The sequence below is a fragment of the Enterobacter cloacae complex sp. P24RS genome, from assembly GCF_014982165.1.
Taxonomy (GTDB): Bacteria; Pseudomonadota; Gammaproteobacteria; order Enterobacterales; family Enterobacteriaceae; genus Enterobacter; species Enterobacter quasihormaechei.
Genome location: NZ_JADCKU010000004.1, coordinates 258,605 through 282,932 on the forward strand (window position 1 = coordinate 258,605; position 24,328 = coordinate 282,932).

22 protein-coding genes are annotated in these 24,328 nt (G+C 54.3%); 10 read left to right on the top strand and 12 right to left on the bottom strand.

Annotated features, from left to right (window positions below):
- Positions 1–9 precede the first annotated feature (9 nt).
- Both fumA and fumC read left to right on the top strand, forming a co-directional pair.
- On the top strand, positions 10–1,656 hold the full coding sequence (fumA, locus tag INF58_RS05825) for a class I fumarate hydratase FumA (RefSeq protein ID WP_063448897.1): 1,647 nt from the start codon (positions 10–12) through the stop codon (positions 1,654–1,656).
- A gap of 175 nt (positions 1,657–1,831) precedes the next feature.
- A complete protein-coding gene (gene fumC, locus INF58_RS05830; protein WP_112792995.1) occupies positions 1,832–3,226 on the top strand; it encodes a class II fumarate hydratase in 1,395 nt (464 codons plus the stop codon).
- Here the strand turns inward: fumC and tus are convergent, their stop codons facing one another.
- From tus to rstA, 5 genes are all read right to left on the bottom strand, one after another.
- Positions 3,227–4,156: a DNA replication terminus site-binding protein gene (gene tus, locus INF58_RS05835; RefSeq protein ID WP_193527211.1), complete on the bottom strand. Its 930-nt coding sequence runs from the start codon at positions 4,154–4,156 to the stop codon at positions 3,227–3,229.
- A gap of 74 nt (positions 4,157–4,230) precedes the next feature.
- Positions 4,231–5,529 carry a two-component system sensor histidine kinase RstB gene (gene rstB, locus INF58_RS05840; RefSeq protein ID WP_193527212.1) on the bottom strand — a complete coding sequence of 433 codons (1,299 nt, stop codon included), beginning with the start codon at positions 5,527–5,529 and terminating at the stop codon, positions 4,231–4,233.
- Between the two features lie 221 nt (positions 5,530–5,750).
- Complete coding sequence (iraM, locus tag INF58_RS05845; RefSeq protein WP_074177744.1) at positions 5,751–6,119, bottom strand: anti-adapter protein IraM; 369 nt, start codon at positions 6,117–6,119, stop codon at positions 5,751–5,753.
- Positions 6,120–6,430: 311 nt separating this feature from the next.
- Positions 6,431–6,691, bottom strand: coding sequence for a hypothetical protein (locus INF58_RS05850; RefSeq protein ID WP_193032538.1), 261 nt, complete (start codon positions 6,689–6,691; stop codon positions 6,431–6,433).
- Positions 6,692–6,938: 247 nt separating this feature from the next.
- On the bottom strand, positions 6,939–7,655 hold the full coding sequence (gene rstA / locus INF58_RS05855) for a two-component system response regulator RstA (protein ID WP_193527213.1): 717 nt from the start codon (positions 7,653–7,655) through the stop codon (positions 6,939–6,941).
- Positions 7,656–7,782: 127 nt separating this feature from the next.
- On the opposite strand from rstA, the gene INF58_RS05860 reads away from it, so the two are divergent.
- Positions 7,783–8,118, top strand: coding sequence for a GlpM family protein (locus tag INF58_RS05860; protein ID WP_063451511.1), 336 nt, complete (start codon positions 7,783–7,785; stop codon positions 8,116–8,118).
- Here INF58_RS05860 and folM read toward each other — a convergent pair.
- The 3 genes from folM to ydgH form a co-directional block, all read right to left on the bottom strand.
- Positions 8,115–8,837, bottom strand: a complete 723-nt coding sequence (gene folM / locus INF58_RS05865) for a dihydromonapterin reductase (RefSeq protein ID WP_193527214.1) — start codon at positions 8,835–8,837, stop codon at positions 8,115–8,117. The genes INF58_RS05860 and folM overlap by 4 nt on opposite strands.
- A 39-nt stretch (positions 8,838–8,876) precedes the next feature.
- The gene (locus INF58_RS05870) at positions 8,877–10,259 is read right to left on the bottom strand and encodes an amino acid permease (protein ID WP_193527215.1); all 1,383 of its coding nucleotides are present in this window, start codon (positions 10,257–10,259) and stop codon (positions 8,877–8,879) included.
- A gap of 185 nt (positions 10,260–10,444) precedes the next feature.
- Positions 10,445–11,389 (bottom strand): DUF1471 family protein YdgH, encoded by a 945-nt coding sequence (ydgH, locus tag INF58_RS05875; protein ID WP_193527216.1) that lies wholly within the window; start codon positions 11,387–11,389, stop codon positions 10,445–10,447.
- 535 nt (positions 11,390–11,924) lie between these two features.
- Here ydgH and pntA point away from each other — a divergent pair.
- The 3 genes from pntA (at position 11,925) to INF58_RS05890 (ending at position 16,070) form a co-directional block, all read left to right on the top strand.
- The gene (pntA, locus tag INF58_RS05880) at positions 11,925–13,454 is read left to right on the top strand and encodes a Re/Si-specific NAD(P)(+) transhydrogenase subunit alpha (protein ID WP_032673495.1); all 1,530 of its coding nucleotides are present in this window, start codon (positions 11,925–11,927) and stop codon (positions 13,452–13,454) included.
- A 10-nt stretch (positions 13,455–13,464) separates the two neighbouring features.
- Positions 13,465–14,853: a Re/Si-specific NAD(P)(+) transhydrogenase subunit beta gene (gene pntB / locus INF58_RS05885; RefSeq protein ID WP_063451506.1), complete on the top strand. Its 1,389-nt coding sequence runs from the start codon at positions 13,465–13,467 to the stop codon at positions 14,851–14,853.
- A gap of 107 nt (positions 14,854–14,960) precedes the next feature.
- Entirely contained in the window at positions 14,961–16,070 is a 1,110-nt protein-coding gene (locus INF58_RS05890) for a mechanosensitive ion channel family protein (protein WP_193527217.1), read from the top strand.
- 40 nt (positions 16,071–16,110) lie between these two features.
- On the opposite strand, the gene uspE is transcribed toward INF58_RS05890, so the two are convergent.
- The 3 genes from uspE to ogt all read right to left on the bottom strand — a co-directional run bounded on the left by uspE (position 16,111) and on the right by ogt (position 18,651).
- The gene (uspE, locus tag INF58_RS05895; RefSeq protein WP_003857535.1) at positions 16,111–17,061 is read right to left on the bottom strand and encodes a universal stress protein UspE; all 951 of its coding nucleotides are present in this window, start codon (positions 17,059–17,061) and stop codon (positions 16,111–16,113) included.
- 138 nt (positions 17,062–17,199) lie between these two features.
- A complete protein-coding gene (gene fnr, locus INF58_RS05900) occupies positions 17,200–17,952 on the bottom strand; it encodes a fumarate/nitrate reduction transcriptional regulator Fnr (protein WP_000611906.1) in 753 nt (250 codons plus the stop codon).
- Between the two features lie 183 nt (positions 17,953–18,135).
- The gene (ogt, locus tag INF58_RS05905) at positions 18,136–18,651 is read right to left on the bottom strand and encodes a methylated-DNA--[protein]-cysteine S-methyltransferase (protein WP_193527218.1); all 516 of its coding nucleotides are present in this window, start codon (positions 18,649–18,651) and stop codon (positions 18,136–18,138) included.
- 174 nt (positions 18,652–18,825) lie between these two features.
- On the opposite strand from ogt, the gene INF58_RS05910 reads away from it, so the two are divergent.
- The 4 genes from INF58_RS05910 to smrA all read left to right on the top strand — a co-directional run bounded on the left by INF58_RS05910 (position 18,826) and on the right by smrA (position 22,534).
- Entirely contained in the window at positions 18,826–19,191 is a 366-nt protein-coding gene (locus INF58_RS05910; RefSeq protein ID WP_193527219.1) for a GtrA family protein, read from the top strand.
- Between the two features lie 2 nt (positions 19,192–19,193).
- On the top strand, positions 19,194–20,132 hold the full coding sequence (locus tag INF58_RS05915; protein ID WP_193527220.1) for a glycosyltransferase family 2 protein: 939 nt from the start codon (positions 19,194–19,196) through the stop codon (positions 20,130–20,132).
- Entirely contained in the window at positions 20,119–21,630 is a 1,512-nt protein-coding gene (locus INF58_RS05920) for a glucosyltransferase domain-containing protein (RefSeq protein ID WP_193527221.1), read from the top strand. The genes INF58_RS05915 and INF58_RS05920 overlap by 14 nt, the downstream gene beginning before the upstream one ends.
- 340 nt (positions 21,631–21,970) lie before the next feature.
- Positions 21,971–22,534, top strand: a complete 564-nt coding sequence (gene smrA / locus INF58_RS05925; protein ID WP_063866853.1) for a DNA endonuclease SmrA — start codon at positions 21,971–21,973, stop codon at positions 22,532–22,534.
- A gap of 36 nt (positions 22,535–22,570) precedes the next feature.
- Here the strand turns inward: smrA and INF58_RS05930 are convergent, their stop codons facing one another.
- Entirely contained in the window at positions 22,571–24,232 is a 1,662-nt protein-coding gene (locus INF58_RS05930; RefSeq protein WP_193527222.1) for a methyl-accepting chemotaxis protein, read from the bottom strand.
- Positions 24,233–24,328 lie beyond the last annotated feature (96 nt).

A 24,328-nucleotide genomic window follows, 5' to 3' on the forward strand; every position in this document is an offset into this window, starting at 1 on the left:
GAGAGAACAATGTCGAATAAACCCTTCCATTATCAGGATCCTTTCCCCCTCAGTCAGGATCGGACCGAGTATTACCTGTTAACCCGCGATTACGTTTCTGTCTCTGAGTTTGAAGGGCAGGAGATCCTCAAAGTTGACCCACAGGCGCTTACGCTGCTGGCGCAGCAGGCCTTCCACGATGCTTCCTTTATGCTTCGTCCGGCGCATCAGCAGCAGGTTGCCGATATCCTGAGCGACCCGGAAGCCAGCGAGAACGACAAATACGTCGCGCTGCAATTCCTGCGTAACTCGGATATCGCGGCGAAAGGCATTCTGCCGACCTGCCAGGACACCGGCACGGCCATTATCACCGGTAAAAAAGGCCAGCGCGTCTGGACCGGCGGCGGTGACGAAGCGGCGCTGGCGCACGGCGTCTACAACACCTACACCGAAGATAACCTGCGCTACTCGCAAAACGCGGCGCTGGATATGTACAAAGAGGTGAACACCGGCACTAACCTGCCGGCGCAGATTGACCTCTACAGCGTCGACGGTGACGAATATAAATTCCTCTGCATCGCCAAAGGCGGCGGTTCAGCCAACAAAACCTATCTTTACCAGGAAACCAAAGCGCTGCTGACTCCGGGCAAGCTGAAGAACTATCTGGTCGAGAAGATGCGCACCCTCGGCACCGCGGCCTGTCCACCGTACCATATCGCGTTTGTGATTGGCGGTACGTCCGCTGAAAGCACCCTGAAAACCGTCAAGCTGGCTTCCACCAAATACTACGATGGTCTGCCAACCGAAGGTAACGAGCATGGCCAGGCGTTCCGCGACGTGCAGCTTGAGCAGGAACTGCTGACCGAAGCGCAGAATCTGGGGCTGGGCGCGCAGTTTGGCGGGAAATACTTCGCGCATGACATTCGCGTGATCCGACTCCCGCGTCACGGCGCATCCTGCCCGGTGGGCATGGGCGTGTCGTGCTCTGCGGATCGTAACATCAAGGCCAAGATCAACCGCGACGGCATCTGGATCGAAAAGCTGGAGAACAACCCGGGTAAATATATCCCGGAAGCGCTGCGTAAAGCGGGTGAGGGCGAAGCGGTACGCGTTGACCTGAACCGCCCAATGAAGGAGATCCTGGCCCAGCTTTCACAGTATCCGGTTTCAACGCGCCTTTCCCTGAACGGAACAATTATCGTGGGCCGCGACATCGCCCATGCGAAGCTGAAAGAGCGCCTGGACAACGGCGAAGGGCTGCCGCAGTACATTAAAGATCACCCGATCTACTACGCAGGCCCGGCAAAAACGCCTGAGGGGTATGCTTCCGGTTCGTTAGGCCCCACCACGGCGGGCCGTATGGACTCTTACGTTGACCAGTTGCAGGCCAACGGGGGCAGCATGATCATGCTGGCGAAAGGCAACCGCAGCCAGCAGGTGACGGACGCGTGCCACAAGCACGGCGGCTTCTATCTCGGCAGCATCGGCGGCCCGGCAGCGGTGCTGGCGCAGGGCAGTATCAAGAGCCTGGAATGCGTGGAGTACCCGGAGCTGGGTATGGAAGCGATCTGGAAAATTGAGGTGGAAGACTTCCCGGCGTTCATCCTCGTGGATGACAAAGGTAACGACTTCTTCAAACAGATCCAGTCGTCTCAGTGTTCGGCGTGTGTGAAGTAATTCTGTAAATTGCCGGGTGGCGCTTACCCGGCTTACACTCTCGTAGGTCGGGTAAGCGTCAGCGCCATCCGACGTCAAAAAGAGCGCACAAAGCGCCATAACGTTTCTCAGAAGTCATCAATACTTATCTCTTAAGCATGTGAGCAATCCCATCTTTGTTATCAAGGAGTAAGTAATGACAATGCATCGCCGCGAGAAAGACTCTATGGGCGCCATCGATGTCCCGGCCGACAAGCTATGGGGCGCGCAAACCCAGCGTTCGCTGGAGCATTTCCGCATTTCGACAGAAAAAATGCCCGTCTCGCTCATCCAGGCGCTGGCGTTGACCAAACGCGCAGCCGCCAAAGTAAACCAGGATTTGGGCCTGCTGGATGCCGATAAGGCCAGCGCCATCATTAATGCCGCCGACGAAGTGCTGGCGGGCAAGCATCCCGACGAATTCCCCCTCGCCATCTGGCAGACCGGTTCAGGTACCCAGAGCAACATGAACATGAACGAGGTGCTGGCGAACCGCGCGAGCGAGCTGCTTGGCGGCGCGCGCGGCATGGAGCGTAAGGTTCACCCGAACGATGACGTGAACAAAAGCCAGAGTTCCAACGACGTGTTCCCGACGGCCATGCACGTGGCGGCTGTCATCGCTGTCCGCGAGCAGCTTATTCCGCAGCTCAACGTGCTCAAATCGACGCTTAACGAGAAAGCGCAGGCTTTCCGCGACATCGTTAAAATTGGTCGTACGCATCTTCAGGACGCCACGCCGCTGACGCTCGGCCAGGAAATCTCCGGCTGGGTGGCGATGCTGGAGCACAACCTTAAGCATATCGAACACAGCCTGCCGCACCTGGCGGAGCTGGCGCTTGGCGGAACGGCGGTTGGCACCGGGTTAAATACCCATCCCGAGTATGCGGTGCGCGTGGCCGACGAGCTGGCGAAGATCACCGGGCAGGCGTTTGTAACCGCCCCGAATAAGTTCGAAGCGCTGGCGACCTGCGATGCGCTGGTTCACACGCATGGCGCGCTGAAAGGGCTGGCAGCCTCGCTGATGAAAATCGCCAACGACGTCCGCTGGCTGGCCTCCGGCCCGCGCTGCGGCATCGGCGAGATCAGCATTCCGGAAAACGAGCCGGGCAGCTCCATTATGCCGGGTAAAGTGAACCCAACTCAGTGCGAAGCCATGACCATGCTGTGCTGCCAGGTGATGGGTAATGACGTGGCGGTGAACATGGGCGGCGCGTCGGGTAACTTCGAGCTTAACGTCTATCGCCCGATGGTGATCCACAACGTACTGCAATCGATTCGTCTGCTGGCCGACGGCATGGAGAGCTTTAACGAGCACTGCGCGGTGGGCATTGAGCCAAATCGCGAGCGAATCAGCCAGCTGCTGAATGAGTCCCTGATGCTGGTTACGGCGTTGAACACCCATATCGGCTATGACAAAGCGGCCGAAATCGCGAAAAAAGCGCACAAAGAGGGGCTTACCCTGAAAGCCTCTGCGCTGGCGCTGGGCTACCTGACGGACGCCGAGTTTGATGCCTGGGTCCGCCCGGAAGCGATGGTGGGCAGCCTTAAGTAATCACTGCGCCACATACAGGTGCAGCCGCGGAATAATCAGCTGTAGCGGCTGCGCCTGGGGTTTATAGCGATGCTGAACATTTTCGGCATCGTAGTTCAGCAGTTCCCCAATATCCGGCACTACCGCACCCCGATCCGCATCGTAGAGCGCAATCAGCGGCGTTGGGCAGGCATACTGCACCTGCTTTTGCTGCCCGGCATACCAGACGCGGGCGATAGGCTGCACCTTCACCGGACGCTTTATCTTAAGACGCGTATCAGCCGGCAGGGAGGCAATGCTGTGGTACTCCTCCTCCAGCCGTTCAATCCACTGTTCCCGCGACCACGGGGCGACCGTCCGCGGCGATTTCAGGCTTTTCTCCAGCTGCGCCAGGATCTCATCGCGCGTGAAGTTTTTAATGATGTGCTTGTTGGCCCAGCCGAAGCGCAGCGTGGCGGGGTGGCGCAGTACCGTCAGCGAGCGGTAAGCGTTCAGGGTGATCAGCCCCGGAAGCTGGCGATGCACCCATTCAAAGCGGGCAGCGGGCGCCAGCCCGGACTCAACGGTCACGATCTTCTCGAAGGCGGCTTTCAGCGCATTAATATGCGTAATCTGCGCCTCAATCTCTTCACGCGTTGCGGTATCCGTTTGCAGACAGATGACGCCGGGCAGGCGAACGGCGGCCTTACTGCTGCGATTTTCGGACTGCTGCTGGATGAAGAGGCGGCGATAGTGCTGCAACGTCAGCTCCAGGGCCGCCTTACCAATATGCTGCGTCACCTCAATGGTGTTCAGCGGATCGTGTTCCGCGCCTTTCGCCACGTCGGGCAGGGAAAAGACACGGGCGGCCAGCAGGCGGCAGCCCTGTAGTTGCCCCGTCAGGGACAATAACGCCTGCTCTATTTCCCGAAACGTAGTGTTCAGCCTTTCGATGAGATCGTAAGTCGCCATGATCGCCCCTAATTAGTTACAACATACTAGAGGTATAGCACAACACGCCGGGTCAGGCCAGCGTGCGGTTTAGGTCAGGCAGGTACGGGAAGGGGAATGTTGTGATAGATCGGCCAGCTAAAGACGAAACGGGCCCCTCCCAGCTCGCTCGCTTCACAGCGAACCGTGCCGCCCATCGCCTGGGCAATGGATCGGACAATCGCCAGCCCCAGACCACAGCCGCCGGTAGCGCGGTCGCGGCTGGGGTCGAGGCGCACAAACGGCTCGAACACCTTTTCACGCTCGGCTGGCTCAATGCCGGGACCATCGTCTTCCACATGCAGAATCGCCTGGCTCCCCTGTAAATCTAAACCTATGCGCAGCGTCGTTTCGCTGTAGCGCATGGCGTTGTTCATCAGATTGTCCAGCAGGCGCTCCATCAGGCGCATGTCCAGCGCGCCGTACGCCCCGGGAGTAATAGCCGTCAGCAGTTTTCGCTGAGGATTAACGCTCTGCACATCGTTAATGTGCGTCTGTAACCAGACAGGGAGATCCGGCGTACTCAGGTGCAACTCTGTCTGAGGCCGATCGAGGCGGGCATAGGTCAGCAGCTCTTCAATCAGCGCTTCTAACTGGCCAATATCCCGATTGAGCGCCTGGGATTCCGCATCGGTCAGGTTTTCGCTCATCTCCAGACGATACCGCAGGCGTACCAGCGGCGTGCGCAGTTCATGCGCAATGCCGTCGATCAGCTGTTTCTTACTGGCAATCAGGGCGTTGATGTTATCGGCCATCTGGTTAAAGGCAATACCGAGGCGGTCAAAGCTGGAGCCGCTGTCGAAGTGAATGCGTTCAGTGAAATGACCTTCCCCAAAACGCTGCGCGGCGGATTCCAGTTTCAGCATGTCCTGCCAGTGCGGACGCATCCAGATGAAAACAGGGAAAGCGAGCGAGATGGCAATAAAGCCCAGCAGGGCGAGATCCAGCAGGCGCATCTGGTGCAGGTAATAGAGGTAGGGTACTGGCCCAACGGCCAGGACATAGTGGCTGCGGGGAATACGCTGAATAAAGGTGTATTTTTCGTCCAGCGCCACGATGTCTCCGTCGCGCAGGCGCTGCATCGCGGGCGGCGCTAAATCAAAATCCTTCATCGGCTCGATGCGCAGGTCAAACGACAGATTCAGATCCAGCTCTTTTAAGGTGCGTGCCCAGTCATGCGGGGGAATTTCACGCAGCTCGCTGCGCATCAGGTAGAGGGAGCTTTTCATCAGATCGTCCAGGGATTGTCTGCCCGCGCGCTCTGCGGTGAATTTATAGACCAACCCGACCAGCATCGTCATTACCAGGAAGCAGACAAACAGCAGAAGATAAAACTGTACAAACAGCTTTTTCATTAAATATCACCGATACGCAACGCTAGCGTTTCTGTTCACCATCATTAACGCTATCAAAGCAGGGTTTACATCTGCTGACAACAGTCATCACGGCGGAGCAGCGCATAATACCAGGCGCGGGCTTTCTGGAACGTAAGGGGTGTGCACAAGAAAGGGCTCCAACTCATTAAGGTTTCTTATCGGATCAGAGCATTGCAGGCATAGGTTATTCGTTAGCGATATTAATGATTACGCCGTAATCCTATTATTAACGGATTAGTGGTAAAGCCGTGCGGGCATTTTCGCGCATTACAATGCACTGAATAGGAACAGGTTTTTTTTTCGCTTTCTTTATTAAACGGGCACGCCATTTTATTTTTTATCTCTTCCCATAGTGCTTCCCGGTAGGGTGACACGTTATAGAGTGATATCTGGCTAAATTCTCCATTAATGAACACGCCGTTTTTCGTAGGGTGAATTCTGTCTCCCGGCACTAAATATATATCGCTTTCGTACCAGATAATTAATCTGATCAGTTTAAGGCCAACAATGCAGGAGTAAACAATGCCTGTATTAGGACAGATCACAGAACTTAAAACGCGCCATGCCATTATGCTTCCCTCAGGTTAGGATGATAAGTCTGTAATTTTGTTTAGCACGAGATTTCAAGTTAATCAATATCGTAACTTATTGATATTGATCGTTATTTTATTTGGGTATAGATTATTCCCTTTCATTTCAATGATATAATACTCACGGAGGTGAGGGTTTTTTTTATGATTTTTTCTCACGGAAGGAGAGTGTCGGTTAAATTTTGATCGAGAAAAAGATTTAACATTTCGGTGTAATCGTGAGGAATTGTCCGAACGTTTCATTGCCATTACCATGGAAAAACACATCGTAATGGCAATGCGCAAAATAATTAAATGGCGTCTCCCGGACGTTTCACTTTTGCTATCAGCTTTTCGGTAATCGACAGGCCTTCCGCGATACCCTCATCAATGACGGAAATACCGTGTTCGTCGATCAGTTCAAGGAGCGCTTCATAGGTCTGGATCAGTTCCAGAAGATTAAAGAGGGCTTTTTGGTCGTGCCGGGTAGGCAGCATTTGGCTGGCTGTGGTTTGATGAACAATCCATTCAAGGTTGGTTTTAATGTTATCTACATCATCGTAGCTATACATATTTCATGGGCTTAAATCCTCATATCAAGATTTTTTTGGAGAAGTACGGCTTGCAACGTCACTGTCAGAAGCGTGTCACTGCTTAGAAGCTCTGAAGGTTAAGAAGAACTGGGGCAAGCGGCAGAAGCGGTTCCTGGTTTATGTCGCTGCTGCTGGCATGTGCCCTGAAGAAGAAGGAGAAGTGCATACGTACAATTATGCAACATCTTGCTGTAATAGCAAGAAAAGTCTTATGCGCCGGGCACCATCAGGTTTCCCAGGCGTGCGGTGCAAACAGGTAGCCTTTGTTGCGCACGGTTTTGATGCGGTAGGGCTCAGTAGCGCTATCCAGCAGTTTCTTACGCAGACGTGAAATCGCCACGTCAACGCTGCGATCCATCCCGTCGTAACTGACGCCGCGCAAATTTTTCAGCAACGCGTCCCGGTCCATAATTTGCCCGGCATGGGTTGCCAGCTCCCACAGCAGGTCAAAATCTGCGGTTGAGAGCGCAATCAGCTCACCGGAAAGCGTAACCTGGCGGTTAATCGGGTCGATAGAAAGCGTGCCGAACCGCATCGCTTTATGCGGCGTTAAAGAAGGCGCAGGCGCATCACGTTCGGCGCTGGCGTGCTGGCGCAGATGCAGGCGTAAGCGGGCAAGCAGGACCGCCGGGGGCGTGGTTTTGAGGATGTAGTCATTAGCGCCCATCTCAAGCGACAGAATATGATTCATATCGCTGTCCAGCGAGGTCAGCAGCACGATCGGGCCGTCCCACTTCGCGCGCAGATCCCGGCAGAGCGTCATGCCATCTTTTCCGGGCAGCATGATATCCAGCAGCACCAGATCCGGATTTTCGCGGGTGACGACGTCCTCAGCGCGATCGCCACGAGGCTCGACAACCACGTCCATATCATGTTTACCCAGATAAGCGGCGATCAATTGCCCCACTTCGGGTTCATCTTCAACATAAACAATCTTATTCATACGACGTCTGTTATCGCGAAAAACGTCAACATACACCGCGCAACCTTAACCTTCCATTAATCTTTCTCAATTAGCCGGAGTTCCGTTATGCTGCGTAACATTGTTATTTGATTGTTAAGGGAAAAGCATGGGGCTGGTAATAAAAGCCGCGCTGGGTGCACTGGTGGTGTTATTGATTGGGGTGCTGGCTAAAACGAAGAACTATTACATTGCCGGGCTGATTCCGCTGTTCCCGACCTTTGCGTTAATCGCACACTATATCGTGGCCTCCGAGCGGGGTATTGAGGCGTTGCGCGCCACGATCGTCTTCGGGATGTGGTCAATCATCCCGTATTTTATCTATCTGCTGTCGCTGTGGTACTTCACCGGGTTTCTGCGTCTGCCCGTGGCGCTGGGCGGGGCGGTGGTCTGCTGGAGCCTCAGCGCCTGGGTGCTCATATTCTTCTGGAGCCGCTTTCACTAGCGCAGCGGACGACCACCGTCCACGGCAAACGTTCGGCCCGTGACGTAGCAGCTGGTCAGCAGATAATCGATCAGGTCGATCACTTCTTTCTCGCCGGGCGCGATTTTCATCAGCGACTTGTTGAGCGCCTGCTGGCGATACTCGGCATCATCGCCCTCGTTGAACAAAATCATCGCCGGAGCAATCGCGTTGACCTTCACCTCGGGCGCCAGCTTGCGCGCAAACGAGCGGGTCATATTATCCAGGGCGGCTTTGCTGGCCGCGTAGGCGATGTGTTTATCGCTTCCTCGCTCCACCACGTAATCGGTGAAATGGATAATGTCGCCTGCGGCATGGCCGTGTCCGCGCAGCAGATCCTGTAGGGCATGGTTGAGCAGATAAGGGGCATTAACGTGGATCTGCATCATGCAGGCAAGCGTTTCGCTGAGCGAATGTCCGGCTTTTTCAGGGATCCAGGTGCTGGCGTTATGAATAATCGCCCGCAGCCCGTGGGTGGTGGATTTTACGTTTTCCGCAAAGGCAAGGATGCCTTCATCCGTGGAGAAATCCGCCTGAATGCATACTGCACCGGCATTTCGAAGCCCTTCAATGGAGGGATACTCCGTTCGGTAACTGACGATAACCGGATGGCGAAGATTGAGAAAGTGATGGGCGAGGGCGAGGCCGATGCGACGGCCTGCGCCAGTGATCAATATTGGGCGTTGCTGCGAGTGTCCCATCGTAATCTCCTTTTCAGTTGAACAATGGGACAGGCGGCGCTATCCCATTAACATCCACGTTGCCGGCACGGCAGCGACTAACAGCAGACCTATCAACGCCATTTCGCGGCGTTTAAGGGCGTTATCAAGCTGATGCGTACGGCGAGCGTAGATAAACACCAGCAGGCCCGGCGCGTAAAGCACCACGGACAGCAGCAGATGCATCGGGCCGGAAGCATACAACAACCATAGACCGTAAATACAGGCGCCGACGCCGACCGCATAGTGTGCCGGGCGGGTCGCAATTTTTAACAGATATGCACCCACTAAGAAATAGGGTACCAGAATCATCTCGGAGGCGATGGTCAGCAGCGTGTTATAGTCCGAACCTGTGAGCCAGATCAGCACCAGACAAACCTGCACGCTGATGTTGGTGAGCCACAGCGAGGCCGATGGCGCGCTGTTTTTGTTCTGACGGGCAAAGAGGCGCGGGAACGCTTTATGCGTGGCGGCCAGGAACGGAACTTCTGCGGCCATAATGGTCCAGCTCAGGTATGCGCCGCAGACGGAGACGATTAAACCCGCCGCGATTATCACGTCACCCCAGGGACCCATCATTTTCACCATCAGCCCGGCCATGGACGGATTACGCATTTCCGCCAGTTCAGGGCGGACCACCACGCCGAGCGACAGCAGCGTCACCAGCAGATAAACGCCCAGCGCCGCCAGGACGGCCAGCAGCGTGGCGCGTCCCACGTCGCGCTTGTTGCGCGCGCGGGCAGAGACCACGACGGCCCCTTCAACACCGATGAACACCCACAGGGTGATCAGCATGGTATTTTTTACCTGTTCCCAGACGGGGACGCCCAGCGCAATGCCGCTGAAATCGAGCGTAAACACATCGAGACGGAAGGCAAGGAAGGCGAGGACGACGAACAGGCCAAGCGGCACCAGCTTGGCCAGCGTCGCCACCAGGTTGATGCTGGCCGCGGTCTGAACACCGCGCAAAATCAGCCAGTGAACGATCCACAGCAGCACCGAGGCGCCGACGATGGATTGCCAGGTATTGCCGTCACCAAACAGGCGCAGCTCGGGCGTATCGGTAAAGAAACTGAGCGCCGAGAAGACGATAACCAGATAGGAGACGTTGGCGATCACCGCACACAGCCAGTAACCCCAGGCGGAGCAGAAGCCAATCAGCTCGCCGAAACCTTCACGGGCGTAAGTGAATATTCCGCCGTCCAGATCCGGGCGAATACGGGTCAGCAGCAGCATGGCGAACGCCAGCAGCAAAATCCCGACACCGGTAATGCCCCAGCCAATCAGTAATGCGGCAGGGCTGGCAACGGCCGCCATGTTCTGCGGCAAACTGAATACGCCCGCGCCCAGCATTGAGCTCAATACAAGTGCAGTTAAAGCACTCAGGCCAAGTTTCTTTTCCATTGGCTTCCTGTTATGAAAGGTCCAAACCCAGAATAATTATTTCGCTAAGGCGCATAAAAATGGTGGATCACACTAAGGCGCGGGATTTTACGGAGTGTGACGGATGCATGCAATGACGTGAGGCAGAAATCAGAAAAAAAGTAACAAAAAAGGCGGCAGTGTGCCGCCTTTATGAAACCGTTTTGTTACTTGTACAGATCGGCGCTGATGGTCAGGTTGTTACCGCGTTCCTGCCACTGGCGGGTGATGTGGTAGTACTTCGCACCTTTCTTCGCGGCACGCTTCGCCACCTGATAGGAGATTTCCGTCATGTTGCCGTAGTTGCCCGTAAACTTGATGCTGTCGAACGGCACCATCTGCGCGGCGGTGGCTTTGTTCAGCTCTTCAATTTTCGTGCCGTCTGGCAACGTAACGGTATAACGACCGCCTTTCGTGGATTGGGTTTCAAAGAAACGGCCCACTTCAGCGCTTGGTGCAGCAGACGTTGCTACGCCCGGGATTTCCACTTTCTTCGCTTCTTCACCGCCTTTCGCTAACGCGGCGCGACCGGCGTCTGAATCCGCTGGAATCGCATCCGGGCTTTGCACCACGCGTTTTTTCGCATCTTGCTTATAGATGAAGGCGGTGATGCGCTGGTTTCCACCCTGGTTGGCATCTACCTGACGCACGATGTAGAACGCGTAAGCGCCTTTTTCTCTCGCGGCTTTGGTGATGGCATCGTTAACTTCAGGCTGGCTGCGGTAGAAGCCCTGAACGGTAACGGTATCATACGGTTCCAGCTGAACGGCCTGATCTTTCGGCAGTTCAACAATGCCGTTAATCACGCGGTTTTTCTGTTCATCCGCTTTCGGGGCATTCTCTTTGTACAGCGCAACGGTCACGCGCTGGTTGCCGCTGTTGCCCTGATCGGACTGGTCAACAACGTAAAACGAGGCAGCGCCGTTTTTATCGGCGGCTTTTGATGCAGCGGCGACGGCATCGCCAATGGAGTTATAGCGACCCACAATGACCGTATGGTCAAAAGGTTTTAACGCTGCCGCTTGCTCCGGCGTTAACTCTGTCGCGGCATTCACAGACAGGGCGGTCGCGGAAAGAAGTGCGGACGCCAGGAGTGTGTTCTTAAGCTTCATAAAAATAATCCTTCGCCTTGCGCAAACCATGTACTGGTGTTGTTGTTAATTTGAGACGGTCCCGATTATGGCATTTAACACCCGTCGCTGTCTGCGGCATTTTTCACAGCCTGTGCTCACCAAAGGATCTGATTCGATAACATTTAGTGATATGTGGAAAAAACAGACGTTTGACAAGCAAAACTGATAAAGCATATGACTTTTACAAGTTAATTTAATGTTAATGAGTTGTTCTTTTATGGCGCTATATCATGTTTTTACCGCTTCGCTTGCGCGATTTATCGGTCCTGAAGGCGAATTTAAGGTAAATATCTCTGTCAGTGACCCCGATCGCTTATTTTTCACAGATAAAGTAAGAAATAGTGTTTTCTGGCGGTAGATCGCGGGCGGTATTTTCAGTAGGTTATAGAAAGTTTGTTACTGTTTTATTTTCCGGGGTTACTCATTCTCCGCCGCTATCACGCTGGCGAAAATTGATACAAACCGCGGGCAATTATCGACAAACCATCATCAAAAACCGATGGAAGGGAAAACTATGCGTATTGGGGTACCAAAAGAACGGTTAGCCAATGAAACCCGCGTAGCGGCAACACCGAAAACGGTGGAGCAACTACTTAAGCTGGGTTTTACCGTCGCGATTGAAAGCGGCGCGGGCAAACTGGCGAGTTTCGATGACGAGGCCTTTATTCAGGCTGGCGCGGACGTCGTGGACGGTGCTGAAGTCTGGCAATCACCCATTATTCTGAAGGTCAATGCACCGGAAGAGAGTGAAATTGAACTGCTGAACGCGGGCACTACGCTGGTGAGCTTTGTCTGGCCAGCCCAAAACCCGGAGCTGATGGAGAAGCTGGCGGCACGCGGCGTCACCGTGATGGCAATGGACTCCGTGCCGCGTATTTCGCGCGCGCAGTCTCTGGATGCGCTGAGCTCTATGGCGAACATTGCCGGCTATCGCGCCATTGTCGAAGCTGCTCATGAGTTTGGTCGCTTCTTTACCGGTCAAATTACGGCGGCAGGTAAAGTACCACCCGCAAAAGTGATGGTGATTGGTGCCGGTGTGGCAGGTCTTGCCGCTATCGGGGCGGCAAACAGCCTGGGCGCTATTGTCCGCGCGTTTGACACCCGGCCGGAAGTGAAGGAGCAGGTGCAGAGTATGGGGGCCGAGTTCCTTGAGCTGGACTTCAAGGAAGAGGCGGGCAGCGGTGATGGTTACGCGAAGGTCATGTCTGAAGCCTTTATCAAAGCGGAGATGGCGCTTTTTGCAGCGCAGGCGAAAGAGGTGGACATTATTGTCACCACCGCGCTTATTCCGGGTAAACCGGCACCGAAGCTGATCACCCGTGAAATGGTAGACTCCATGCAGCCGGGCAGCGTGATTGTCGATCTGGCGGCGCAAAACGGCGGTAACTGTGAGTATACCGTGCCAAATCAGGTCACAACGACCGCGAACGGCGTGAAGGTGATCGGCTATACCGACCTGCCGGGGCGTCTGCCAACCCAGTCCTCTCAACTGTACGGCACGAACCTCGTTAACCTGCTGAAACTGCTCTGTAAAGAGAAAGACGGCAACATCACCGTTGATTTTGATGATGTGGTGGTGCGCGGCGTCACCGTCGTTCGCGAAGGTGAAATCACATGGCCTGCACCGCCGATTCAGGTTTCTGCTCAGCCTCAGGCTGCCCCGAAAGCGGCGCCAGAGCCCGTTGAGCCAGCAAAACCTGCATCACCGTGGCGCAAATACGCCATCATGGCGCTGGTCATTATCCTGTTTGGCTGGCTGGCGGACGTCGCGCCAAAAGAGTTCCTTGGCCACTTCACCGTTTTCGCGCTCTCCTGCGTGGTCGGTTACTACGTTGTATGGAACGTATCCCATGCGCTGCATACGCCGCTGATGTCGGTCACCAATGCCATCTCCGGGATTATCGTGGTTGGGGCATTGCTGCAAATTGGTCATGGCGGCTGGATCAGCTTCCTGAGCTTTATTGCGGTGCTGATCGCCAGCATCAATATTTTCGGTGGTTTCACCGTGACTCAGCGCATGCTGAAAATGTTTCGTAAAGGCTAAGGGGTAGCATATGTCTGGAGGATTAGTCACAGCCGCATACATTGTTGCTGCAATCCTGTTTATTTTCAGTCTGGCGGGACTTTCCAAACACGAAACGTCTCAGCAGGGAAATAACTTTGGTATCGCCGGGATGGCGATTGCGCTGATTGCCACCATCTTCGGGCCGGACACCGGCAACGTGGCGTGGATCCTGGTAGCGATGATCATCGGCGGCGCGATTGGTATTCGTCTGGCGAAACGCGTTGAAATGACCGAGATGCCGGAGCTGGTTGCTATTCTGCACAGCTTCGTGGGTCTGGCTGCGGTGCTGGTGGGCTTTAACAGCTACCTGTACCACGAACCGGGCCTGGAGCCGATTCTGGTTAACATTCACCTGACTGAAGTGTTCCTTGGCATCTTCATCGGTGCAGTGACCTTCACCGGGTCGATTGTGGCGTTCGGCAAGCTGCGCGGGAAGATCTCGTCTAAGCCGCTGATGCTGCCTAACCGTCACAAGCTGAACCTGGCGGCGCTGGTCGTTTCCTTTGTGCTGCTGGTGATCTTCGTGCGCACCGAAAGCGTAGGCTTGCAGGTGCTGGCGTTACTGGTGATGACCATTATCGCACTGGCGTTCGGCTGGCATCTGGTGGCGTCTATCGGTGGGGCAGATATGCCGGTGGTCGTTTCCATGCTGAACTCCTATTCCGGTTGGGCAGCGGCGGCGGCAGGCTTTATGCTGAGCAACGACCTGCTGATTGTCACCGGTGCGCTGGTCGGTTCTTCCGGTGCGATCCTGTCTTACATCATGTGTAAGGCGATGAACCGTTCGTTTATCAGCGTCATCGCCGGTGGCTTCGGTTCTGACGGTTCTTCTACCGGTTCTGACGAAGAAGTGGGCGAACACAGAGAGATCAGCGCGGAAGACACCGCAGAGATGCTGAAAAACTCGCATTCCGTCATCATCACCCCGGGCTACGGCATGGCGGTGGCGCAGGCGCAGTATCCGGTGGCGGAAATCACGGAAAAACTGCGCGCGCGCGGTATCAAAGTGCGCTTTGGTATTCACCCGGTGGCGGGGCGTCTGCCAGGCCACATGAACGTGCTGCTGGCGGAAGCGAAGGTGCCTTACGACATTGTGCTGGAAATGGACGAGATCAACGATGATTTCGCCGATACCGACACCGTGCTGGTGATTGGCGCCAACGACACCGTTAACCCGGCGGCGCAGGACGATCCGCGCAGCCCGATTGCGGGCATGCCGGTTCTGGAAGTGTGGAAGGCGCAGAACGTCATTGTCTTCAAACGCTCTATGAATACCGGCTACGCTGGTGTGCAGAACCCGCTGTTCTTTAAAGAGAACACCCACATGCTGTTTGGCGACGCCAAGGCCAGCGTGGATGCGATTCTGAAATCGCTTTAATTTCGCTTCATCCTGCCAAACCGCCCCCTGGGGCGGTTTTCTTATTTCTGCGGTCAGCCATTCTCCTCTGTCTATACTTTACCCTTTGTGTAATACGAGGAGGTGTAATGCAATTTCTGTCCCGCTTCGACATCATCGCGCTGATGATGACGCCATCATTCTGGATTGGCGTCGCCACGGTGGTCATTGTGACGCTGCTGGTATACTGGCTGCTGACGCGCCTGATCGCCTTCGTGAAGAAAGGCATCACCACCTGGGGCGACAAGCATCCCACCACCAACCGGATGCGCTTTATCCTGACGGATATGCTTAACCGCACCAGCCGCGTCCTGCTGTTTGTCGTGGCGCTGTTGTTCAGCCTGCGCTTCGTTGACTTACCGGACCATCTCTTTAGCACCGTGAGCCACTCCTGGTTCCTGGTCTTCGCCATTCAGGTGGCGCTGTGGATGGATCAGGGGGTTGTGTCGTGGCTTCGTCACGTCATGCTGGCACCGGGAAGCCATAAAAACCCGGTTACGCTGGTGATCACGGGGCTCATCCTCCGTGCCATTGTCTGGTCAGTGATGCTGCTGTCTATTCTTGCTAACGCGGGCGTCAACATCACTGCTCTGGTTGCCAGCCTCGGGGTAGGGGGTATCGCTATCGCCCTCGCAGTCCAGACGATCCTGAGCGACGTGTTCGCCTCGCTCTCTATCGGTTTTGATAAGCCGTTCGAAATTGGCGATTTTGTGGTGTTTAACGATGTCGCCGGCACGGTCGAGCACATTGGTCTGAAAACCACCCGTATACGCAGCCTGAGCGGGGAGCAGATTGTCTGCGGGAACGCCATCCTGCTGCAACAGACGCTGCATAACTATAAGCGGATGCAAACGCGCCGAATCGTCTTTACCTTCGGCGTCGCCAGCGACACGGCGCCGGATAAACTGCGTTCTGTGGGTGAGATGGTTAAACAGATCATTACCGACGTTGGGGAAACGAAGTTTGACCGCGCCCATTTCCTGGGCTTCGATCGCGATCGTCTGACCTTCGAGGTGGTCCATATCGTTAATACGGCGGATTACAACAAGTACATGGATATTCAGCAGGAGATCAATATCCGTATTCTGGAAGGGCTGAATCAGCAGGAGATCAAGCTGGCGCTGCCGAGCATGGTTCTTCACGCGCCCTGGATGGACGCTGGCGACGAGGCGCCCGCCCAGCGGTTGAGCGAAGCGTAATAAAAAAAGCCCGCCGTTACCGGCGGGCTTTCATTTTGGGTTAATCGTCTTCTTCGTCGTCCAGTTCAACCGGTGTCTGATACTGATCCGGCTTGATAACCAGCAGGTCGCAGCGCAGATGGTCGATCACCTGCTCGGCGGTGTTCCCCAGAAACGCGGCAGAAATCCCGGTGCGGCCAATGGTGCCCAGCACCACAATCCCGGCCTGCAAATGCTCTGCCAGATCCGGAATAACCTCCTCCGGTAACCCTTTTTCTACGTGCGTCATGTTCTCATCGATGCTGAATTTCTGGCGCAACGCTTTCATTGCCAGCAAATGCTGGCCGCGAATCGCGTCGTTATACACGCTCGGGTCAAATTCAGGCAGCTCGATGGCGATATTGATTGGCGTAACCGGATACGCTCCCACCAGATGGACTTCGGTGTGGTTAACCTGGTCGGCAAGCTGAAGGGTCTCCTTCACCAGCTTCTCGTTCAGCGAATTGTGATAATCCTCTTCGCTGGCCAGATTGACCGCCACGACCGCTTTCCCGCCCTCAGGCCACGGCTGATCTTTCACCATCCATACCGGGCAAGGGCATTTGCGTAGCAGGTGCCAGTCGGTCGGCGTGAAAATCACGGATTCCAGTTTGTCGTGCTGGTGCGCCATTTTCAGCAGCAAGTCATGCCCACCGGCCACCACTTCCTGAATAATGGCTTCGAAAGGGCGGTTGTGCCAGACCACTTTAATATCGATAGGTACGCCCGCTTCCAGGTAATATTTCGCCTGCTCGCGGATCCACGCGGTACGTTGGCTGATCACTCCCTGACGCATAGCGGTACGCTCGTCAGGCGACAGAAGGGTGGTCATCTCGTATGAGAAGTCATAAATCGGCAAAAAGGCTTTAATTTTGCCACCAATCCGTTGATGTAAATACACAGCACGTCGTAATGCTGGCTGATCGTCCTGATTAGGATCGATAGCCACCAGCATGTTTTGATACTTTGCCATACAGGTCTCCTTACAACTGTCACCACAGTCTGTAAGTAAAAGAGTAACCTATATATCTTGAATGAAACAGGGGGGAAGTTTTTGCCAGATCAATAAATCATGAAAATTTATCGACCTGGCATTCGTTATCCGGGCGGGTTATGCCACGTTGCGGGAGTGACCGGCCAGAATCGCCAGCGCTTCACCGTTTTCGATGGTGATGTACTTACCTTTAACCGCCAGCATTCCGCTCTTCTGGAAACGACCCAGCAGACGACTGATGGTTTCCACGGTCAGGCCCAGATAGTTACCAATATCGCCACGCGTCATGGTCAGACGGAACTCGCGCGGAGAGAATCCGCGTTCCGCGAAACGGCGGGAGAGGTTGTAGATAAACGCGGCCAGACGCTCTTCCGCATTCTTTTTGGAAAGCAGCAGGATCATATCCTGGTCGCCTTTGATCTCACCGCTCATCAGACGCATCATCTGCTGGCGCAGGTTCGGCATCTTACCGGACAGATCGTCCAGCGTTTCAAACGGGATTTCGCAGACCATAGAGGTTTCCAGCGCCTGAGCAAAGCTCGGGTGATGGCCACTCCCGATGGCGTCAAAGCCGACTAAATCGCCTGCCAGATGGAAGCCGGTGATCTGCTCGTCGCCCTGTTCGGTAATGGTGTAGCTTTTGATGGTGCCAGAACGGATAGCATAGAGCGATTTCAGTTCGTCTCCCGCCTTAAACAGCGTCTGCCCTTTCTGAATAGGCTTTTTGCGCTCGATAATGTTGTCAAGCTGATCGAGTTCATGCTCATTCAGGGTAAACGGGATACAGAGCTGGCTGATGCTGCAATCCTGGCAATGGATAGCACAACCGCCAGACTGAATGCGTCGTATAATTCGCTTTTCCGGGATCATAGGTTTGCTCAAGCCTTAATTGATATTGGTCAATTTTAACAGCTTTTTGGTAAGGACGTAAGCCTGGCAATCCTTCAATAAAGGCAAGAGATGGCAGCGTATTGCCATCTCCTTGAAATTCCACAGATTGATTAAGGATTATTAGCCTAAGGGGAAGAAAAATAGGCACAAATAGCCTGGGAATTACAGTAAAAAATACCCTTCGTGACGCAGCAGCCACTCTTTGCGCTGAACGCCTCCGGCATAGCCGGTCAGGGTGCCGTTACGTCCAATCACGCGATGGCAAGGCACCACAATGCTGACGGGGTTAGAGCCATTTGCCGCACCGACGGCGCGCGCCGCACCGGCACGGCCAAGCTGCTCTGCCAGCTGACCGTAGTGCATCACCTGCCCGCAGGGAATATTACGCAGCGCCTGCCACACCTCGCGCTGGAAAGGGGTGCCCGCCGTGGCGGTTGGCAGGGTATCAATGATGGCAAGATCGCCTTCGAAGTAGGCCGTGAGCTTTTCGCAAAGACCACCCGGGTTAACGGTATCTCTGCGCTGATAGCCTTCTTTTTGGTAATGAATGTCCAGCAGCGCTACCATACGGTCACTGTGTTCCTGCCACTCGACCGCGCGTAAGCGATACTGCTCATCACATATTACCCACAGAGGTCCCAGAGGCGTGGGAATCAATTCCTGTAACAGCGTAAGCATAAGAGATACCTGCAAAGCTAAAAACATTATCATGTCGGGAAATGTGCCGTTGTTCAAGATCCTGCCTTGGAACAAGAGGGGTAGATTTTTCAGATTATATTTAAGCGGGATCAGAATATTTTCTGAGAGCGGCACCCTATACTCTGCACGTTACTGTTGGGGATACCTTAAAACGTGCGTGCTTCTTTATTTATATTCATGCGATATATCTCTGTCGGCGTGGCGAACACGATTATTCATGTGCTGGTCTTCCTGTTAACCTGTTTTTTATTTTCATTTCCGCAAAGTCTCGCTAACGTTACGGCCTTCTTTTTTGCAGCATCGTTTAGCTTTGTGGTGAACGCCGTCTGGACCTTTAAAAAAAAGCGGGCGTTGCATAAGTATCTTTTATTTATGGCCGTAATGTCCTGCCTGGCATGGTCTACGGGGAAAGTTTCGGAAATTGTTGATCTTCCTGCGGTATTTACGCTGTGCCTTTTCTCCTTCATCAGCATGGTGTTAGGTTTTGTATTTTCTCGCTGTGTAATATTCAAGGATTGAATATGGTTATTTCTCTGGTTGTTCCCGTGTTTAATGAGGAGCAGGCCATACCGCTGTTTTTTAACGCGCTGCGGCGCGATCTGGACGGCGTAAATCATACGTTTGAGCTGATATTTGTCGACGATGGCAGTGGCGATAATACCGTCGCGGCTATCCGTAGCCAGGCCTTTTCTGGCCGCGTTCGCATCGTCGAGTTTAGCCGTAACTTTGGTAAAGAACCGGCACTGCTGGCGGGGCTGCGGGCGGCTACGGGTGACGCGGTGATCCCTATTGATGTGGATTTACAGGATCCCATTCATGTTATTCCTGCCCTTGTTGCACGCTGGCAGGACGGGTTCGATACCGTGCTTGCCCAGCGCATCGACCGTCGGTGCGATACCTGGCTGAAACGGCAAACGGCCCGGTGGTTTTACCGCGCGCACAATAAAATCAGCTCGCCGGGTATCGTCGAGAATGTCGGTGATTTCAGATTACTGTCGCGGGAAACCGTAAACGCCATCCTTCTGCTACCGGAAAGGACGCTGTTTATGAAGGGGCTGCTCTCATGGGCGGGGGGCAAAACGGCGGTCGTCACCTATACTCGTGAACCCCGTCAGGCTGGCGCCAGTAAATTTAACGGCTGGACGTTATGGAAACTGGCGGTGGAAGGCATCACCTCATTTTCTATTTTCCCCCTTCAGCTCTGGACCTACCTGGGCTTTTTCATCGCCAGCCTGTCGTTAACGTATGCGCTATGGATGATTATCGACAAACTTATCTGGGGAAATGATGTTCCCGGTTACCCCTCATTAATGGTTGCGATTTTATTTATCGGCGGCGTTCAGTTAATCAGCATCGGCGTGCTGGGCGAATATATCGGCAGAATATTTATTGAGGTGAAAGGGCGTCCGCGCTACATCCTCAAACAGGACAGCGAGGGCAGTGACGATGTTAAAAAATAATGCGGCCGTATTGGGTTTATTTGCGCTGTGCGCGTTTATCTATTTTTTCCCTGCGTTAACTCAGACCTATCTGTTTAACGACGATATTGGGCGAAATGCTGTTGGCTACGGGCTTTACGATGGCATCGGCTGGGGAGAGTACGCTGACAGCGGTCGACCGGCGGCGGAAATCGTTATCAGGCTGCTTTCGGGCTGGTTTGGCCGGCCGACAGATATCAACGCCGTCAACGTTGCGCCGTTGACCAAGCTTATTAGTGCGCTGTGCGTGGCGGTGACTGCCTGGGTCGTGTATATGAAGGTCATTAACCAACCTTCATGGAACGGTTTCCTGTTCTCCTTGACGGTTGTTTTTTCCCCCTGGTTTATTCACTGCATCCAGTACAGCTTCGATTCCGTGACCATGGGCGCGGCGCTTGTGCTCACGGTGCTGCCCTTTATGGGCGGCAGAGGCTGGCGCGGCTACGTGCTGTTTTTCGGCTGCTATTTTGCCTCTCTCTGCTTTTATCAGCTATTTCTGGTGGCGCCATTTTTGATAATTGCGGTGCTCTTGTTCAAGTCTTTCTTTGATACGGGATCGTTAAGTCACGATCTCCGGGAGCACTATGGCCGAGTGATGGTTGCGCTTTTTGCCGGATTTAGCGCTTATAAGCTGTTTATTCTGCTCCTGCCGTTGAGACCCTATGCCTTAATTCATAGCAAACTTCTGACGCTAAGCATTGTTTTTCCGGCGCAAATGTTCACCCGGCTGCGTAATCTGGCGGACATCTTTTTCTCGCCGTTTTATGGCACTGCCGGGGTGGTGCTGATTGGGCTGTTTCTGTGTTCACTGTGTGGCGTGGCTATGCGTGCCAGAGTCATCCAGCGCAGCGTCTGGCTCTGTCTGTCGCTCTTCTTACTTCTCAGCGGGCTTGGCCTGCTGATGGCACTGCTGCCTCAGGCATTGTTACGCGATCCGCTCTACGCCGGAAGGGCGATGGCGGGCAATCAGTTCGTCATGCTTATCTGGTTTTTCCCGCTGGTTTATCTGCGTAAAGCCGCCTTTAAATACCTTTGCACAGGCTGGATCCTTTTCTTTACCTTAATGGCAAGCCTCAACGCGGCGATTACCGGTGCTATTCGGGCGCAGTATGATTATGAAGATCGGCTGCTTGACGTTATTTTAAACTATCCTGTAAACAATACGCTGCCCACAAAAGTCTTTATAGTTCCACCTTATTATTCTATAAACCGCCTCTGGTTGCGCCAGGTGCGCAACGTGCGCGATAATTTCCCGTTTACAAAATATATTTTACATAACACGTATATGTTAAACTCCAGCATCTGGCCCACCCGCCAGGCACAGTTATATAATCGTGATGTCGAAATCAAAGTGGCAATAAACGTTAATGAATTTTGCGAATGGCCAAATAAGCTGGTCAGGAAGGAGTTTATCATGTACGCCAAAGATGACGTGCGCTATGTTGATATAAATAAGACAACCTGCGATAAATTACATTAATTAAAAAAACAGGGCCTGCCGACATCGTCAGGCCCATGAGTACACAGCAGTGCTTCCCTTCACAGATCCTACGCGTTCTTTCCCTCGGCAGGTTTATTAAGTTATAACAGCTTTTATCTAAAAAAACAGGAAAGAGAGTGATTAATTTCACGAAAATTTAACTTAAATTTTTAAATGTATTAATATTTAAATTTTAGTTAAGTCTCGTTAAACATTCTCCTGTGCCATTTTTAATATATTCACCAAGTTTATATTTCTATCCTGCGGCATACGGTTTGATCGTTGAGACCCGCAACGGGCGCAGGTATAGTACTTACTCAGATGTAGCCGGAGGATTTCCATGAACCCTGACGACAAATCACTTTTCCTTGACGCCATGGAGGATGTCCAGCCGCTCAAACGCTGCACGGATATTCACTGGCAGCAGAGCCGCAACACGCGGGCGCGTCAGGAAATGGATACCGAGCAGCTGGATAACTTTCTGACGCTGGGGTTTCTTGAACTGCTCCCCCTTGAAGAGCCGTTGATGTTCCAGCGGGAAGGGGTACAGCAGGGGGTATTTGATAAGCTGCGTTCCGGCAAATATTCCCGTCAGGCCAGCTTAACGCTGTTACGCCAGCCCGCGGAGCAATGCCGCCAGCAGGTGTATTCCTTTATTCGCCAGGCCGGACGTGACGGGCTGCGCAACCTGATCATCGTGCACGGTAAAGGGCGTGAGCAGCAATCGCACCCTAACGTGGTGCGCAGCTATCTTGCGCGCTGGCTGACCGAGTTTGACGAAGTACAGGCCTTTTGCGAAGCGCAGCCGTATCACGGCGGCAGTGGAGCATGCTATGTCTCGTTGCGTAAGTCTGAGGAAGCGAAGCGAGATAACTGGGAGCGCCACGCCAAGCGTAGCCGCTAATCAGCCAGGCGGGCGACAGGCTCGCCCGCCCGTCACTCAGAAGGTTTCCCAGTTTGCGTCGGAGGTATTTGCGCCTGCCGTTGACGGGCGCAGCAGTGCGGGCGCTTTCACGTTTTCAGGACGGGATGCCGGAGAAGCCTGAGCATTCAGCCTGAAAGCCGCCACGGCCTGGCGCAGCTGTTCTGACTGATCTTCCAGCGCGGCCGCCGCCGTTGCCGATTCCTGTACCAGCGCGGCGTTTTGCTGCGTAACGCTGTCCATCTGCGAGACCGCCAGGCTGACCTGTTCAATACCGCGGCTTTGCTCGTCAGACGCCGACGAGATTTCCCCCATAATATCGGTTACGCGCGTCACGGCCGCGACGATCTCCTTCATGGTCACACCCGCCTCGCTCACCTGTTCAGAGCCGGTATTCACCCGGCTGACGGAGCTCTCAATAAGCCCTTTGATCTCCTTCGCCGCCTGCGCGCTGCGGCTGGCCAGCGTCCGTACTTCACCGGCCACAACCGCAAAGCCGCGACCCTGTTCCCCGGCACGCGCGGCTTCAACCGCGGCGTTGAGCGCCAGAATGTTGGTCTGGAAGGCAATGCTATCGATAACGCCGGTGATATGCGCAATTTGCTGAGAACTGTCGGCGATGTCATTCATGGTACGCACCACGTTATCCACGACCTGACCGCCGCGAGCGGCGGTTTCAGACGCATTCTTCGCCAGCAGCGTCGCCTGACGGGCATTATCCGAGTTCTGTTTGACGGTGGCTGTCAGCTCTTCCATGCTGGCGGCGGTCTCTTCCAGCGAGGCGGCCTGCTGCTCGGTGCGGGCGGAAAGGTCATTGCTCCCGGCGGCAATTTCCCCTGCGCCCGTGTAAATGGAATCCGTGCTGCCGCGCACGGCGCTGACGGTGCTCACCAGCGACTGCTGCATCTCGTGCAGGCCGGCGGCCAGCTGGCCCATTTCGTTGCGTCCGGAAATATCGACGTTTTGCGTCAGATCGCCGCTCGCGATGGTGCGAATATGGTTCATGATGACGTTGAGTGGTCTCAATAGCAGGTGCTGTAAACCCTGCCAGATCACGACCAGCACGATGATAACGGTCAGGAAAATCGCCGCCAGCGTCCACTGCATCTGGGTAAAGCTGCTCTGGTTCTCGTCGGCGGCGGCTTTCAGCAGAACGTTGTTTTCGGCGCGCCAGCGGGTATAGACCGCCTCCATCTCATCCTGCGCCTGCTGGGCGTCGAGGTCTCCATAGGCCTGATAGTTATCGGCGCGCAGATACGTAATGGACAAGCGCATCACCTCGTGCATGTGCTGCCAGGCCTTCTGCATCTCTTCGGTAAGGGCGGGATCCTGACCGTTAACCTGCGGGATCTCCTGCCAGTTCTTATAATAGCTTTCGGCTTTGGTCAGCGAACCGTTCGCGGTACCCAGCAGCGTGTTTATCGCCGCGAGAGAGGCCGGGTCACGCTGGTTTTTCAGGTAGCGGATCGCCACGCGGGTGACGGTGACGCGCGTTTTAATCAGCGTGTTAACGCTGTCGCTCAGGCTCTCCTGTTGGGCATTGAGCAACCCGGAGTTCTGAAAGTTGTGACGATCGTTGTTAACGGCAGAGTAGAACAACCCTCCCGTGACAACTTGCAGCAGACAGAATATGGTGAGGGCAAAGAGAATACCGGTAATCACGTGCAGATTTTTCAGCATAGCGGTCGTCCGTAAGAGAAGAGGCAGGGTTACATCAATACTATCGTCGTAGCGAATTTAAACTTTAATTTTACTATTGCTTAACTAATGGTTTCG

Excerpts from the sequence above, each read along its gene's own strand:
- INF58_RS05915 (WP_193527220.1), top strand. The coding sequence starts at position 19,194 with ATGGTTATTTCTCTGGTTGTTCCCGTGTTTAATGAGGAGCAGGCCATA.
- uspE (WP_003857535.1), bottom strand. The coding sequence starts at position 17,061 with ATGGCAAAGTATCAAAACATGCTGGTGGCTATCGATCCTAATCAGGAC.
- rstB (WP_193527212.1), bottom strand. The coding sequence starts at position 5,529 with ATGAAAAAGCTGTTTGTACAGTTTTATCTTCTGCTGTTTGTCTGCTTC.
- fumC (WP_112792995.1), top strand. The coding sequence starts at position 1,832 with ATGACAATGCATCGCCGCGAGAAAGACTCTATGGGCGCCATCGATGTC.
- pntB (WP_063451506.1), top strand. The coding sequence starts at position 13,465 with ATGTCTGGAGGATTAGTCACAGCCGCATACATTGTTGCTGCAATCCTG.
- ogt (WP_193527218.1), bottom strand. The coding sequence starts at position 18,651 with ATGCTTACGCTGTTACAGGAATTGATTCCCACGCCTCTGGGACCTCTG.
- INF58_RS05850 (WP_193032538.1), bottom strand. The coding sequence starts at position 6,691 with ATGTATAGCTACGATGATGTAGATAACATTAAAACCAACCTTGAATGG.
- smrA (WP_063866853.1), top strand. The coding sequence starts at position 21,971 with ATGAACCCTGACGACAAATCACTTTTCCTTGACGCCATGGAGGATGTC.
- INF58_RS05860 (WP_063451511.1), top strand. The coding sequence starts at position 7,783 with ATGGGGCTGGTAATAAAAGCCGCGCTGGGTGCACTGGTGGTGTTATTG.
- pntA (WP_032673495.1), top strand. The coding sequence starts at position 11,925 with ATGCGTATTGGGGTACCAAAAGAACGGTTAGCCAATGAAACCCGCGTA.
- fumA (WP_063448897.1), top strand. The coding sequence starts at position 10 with ATGTCGAATAAACCCTTCCATTATCAGGATCCTTTCCCCCTCAGTCAG.
- INF58_RS05930 (WP_193527222.1), bottom strand. The coding sequence starts at position 24,232 with ATGCTGAAAAATCTGCACGTGATTACCGGTATTCTCTTTGCCCTCACC.
- tus (WP_193527211.1), bottom strand. The coding sequence starts at position 4,156 with ATGGCGACTTACGATCTCATCGAAAGGCTGAACACTACGTTTCGGGAA.
- INF58_RS05890 (WP_193527217.1), top strand. The coding sequence starts at position 14,961 with ATGCAATTTCTGTCCCGCTTCGACATCATCGCGCTGATGATGACGCCA.
- fnr (WP_000611906.1), bottom strand. The coding sequence starts at position 17,952 with ATGATCCCGGAAAAGCGAATTATACGACGCATTCAGTCTGGCGGTTGT.
- ydgH (WP_193527216.1), bottom strand. The coding sequence starts at position 11,389 with ATGAAGCTTAAGAACACACTCCTGGCGTCCGCACTTCTTTCCGCGACC.
- INF58_RS05870 (WP_193527215.1), bottom strand. The coding sequence starts at position 10,259 with ATGGAAAAGAAACTTGGCCTGAGTGCTTTAACTGCACTTGTATTGAGC.
- INF58_RS05920 (WP_193527221.1), top strand. The coding sequence starts at position 20,119 with ATGTTAAAAAATAATGCGGCCGTATTGGGTTTATTTGCGCTGTGCGCG.
- rstA (WP_193527213.1), bottom strand. The coding sequence starts at position 7,655 with ATGAATAAGATTGTTTATGTTGAAGATGAACCCGAAGTGGGGCAATTG.
- iraM (WP_074177744.1), bottom strand. The coding sequence starts at position 6,119 with ATGGCATGGCGCGTTTTAAGTTCTGTGATCTGTCCTAATACAGGCATT.
- folM (WP_193527214.1), bottom strand. The coding sequence starts at position 8,837 with ATGGGACACTCGCAGCAACGCCCAATATTGATCACTGGCGCAGGCCGT.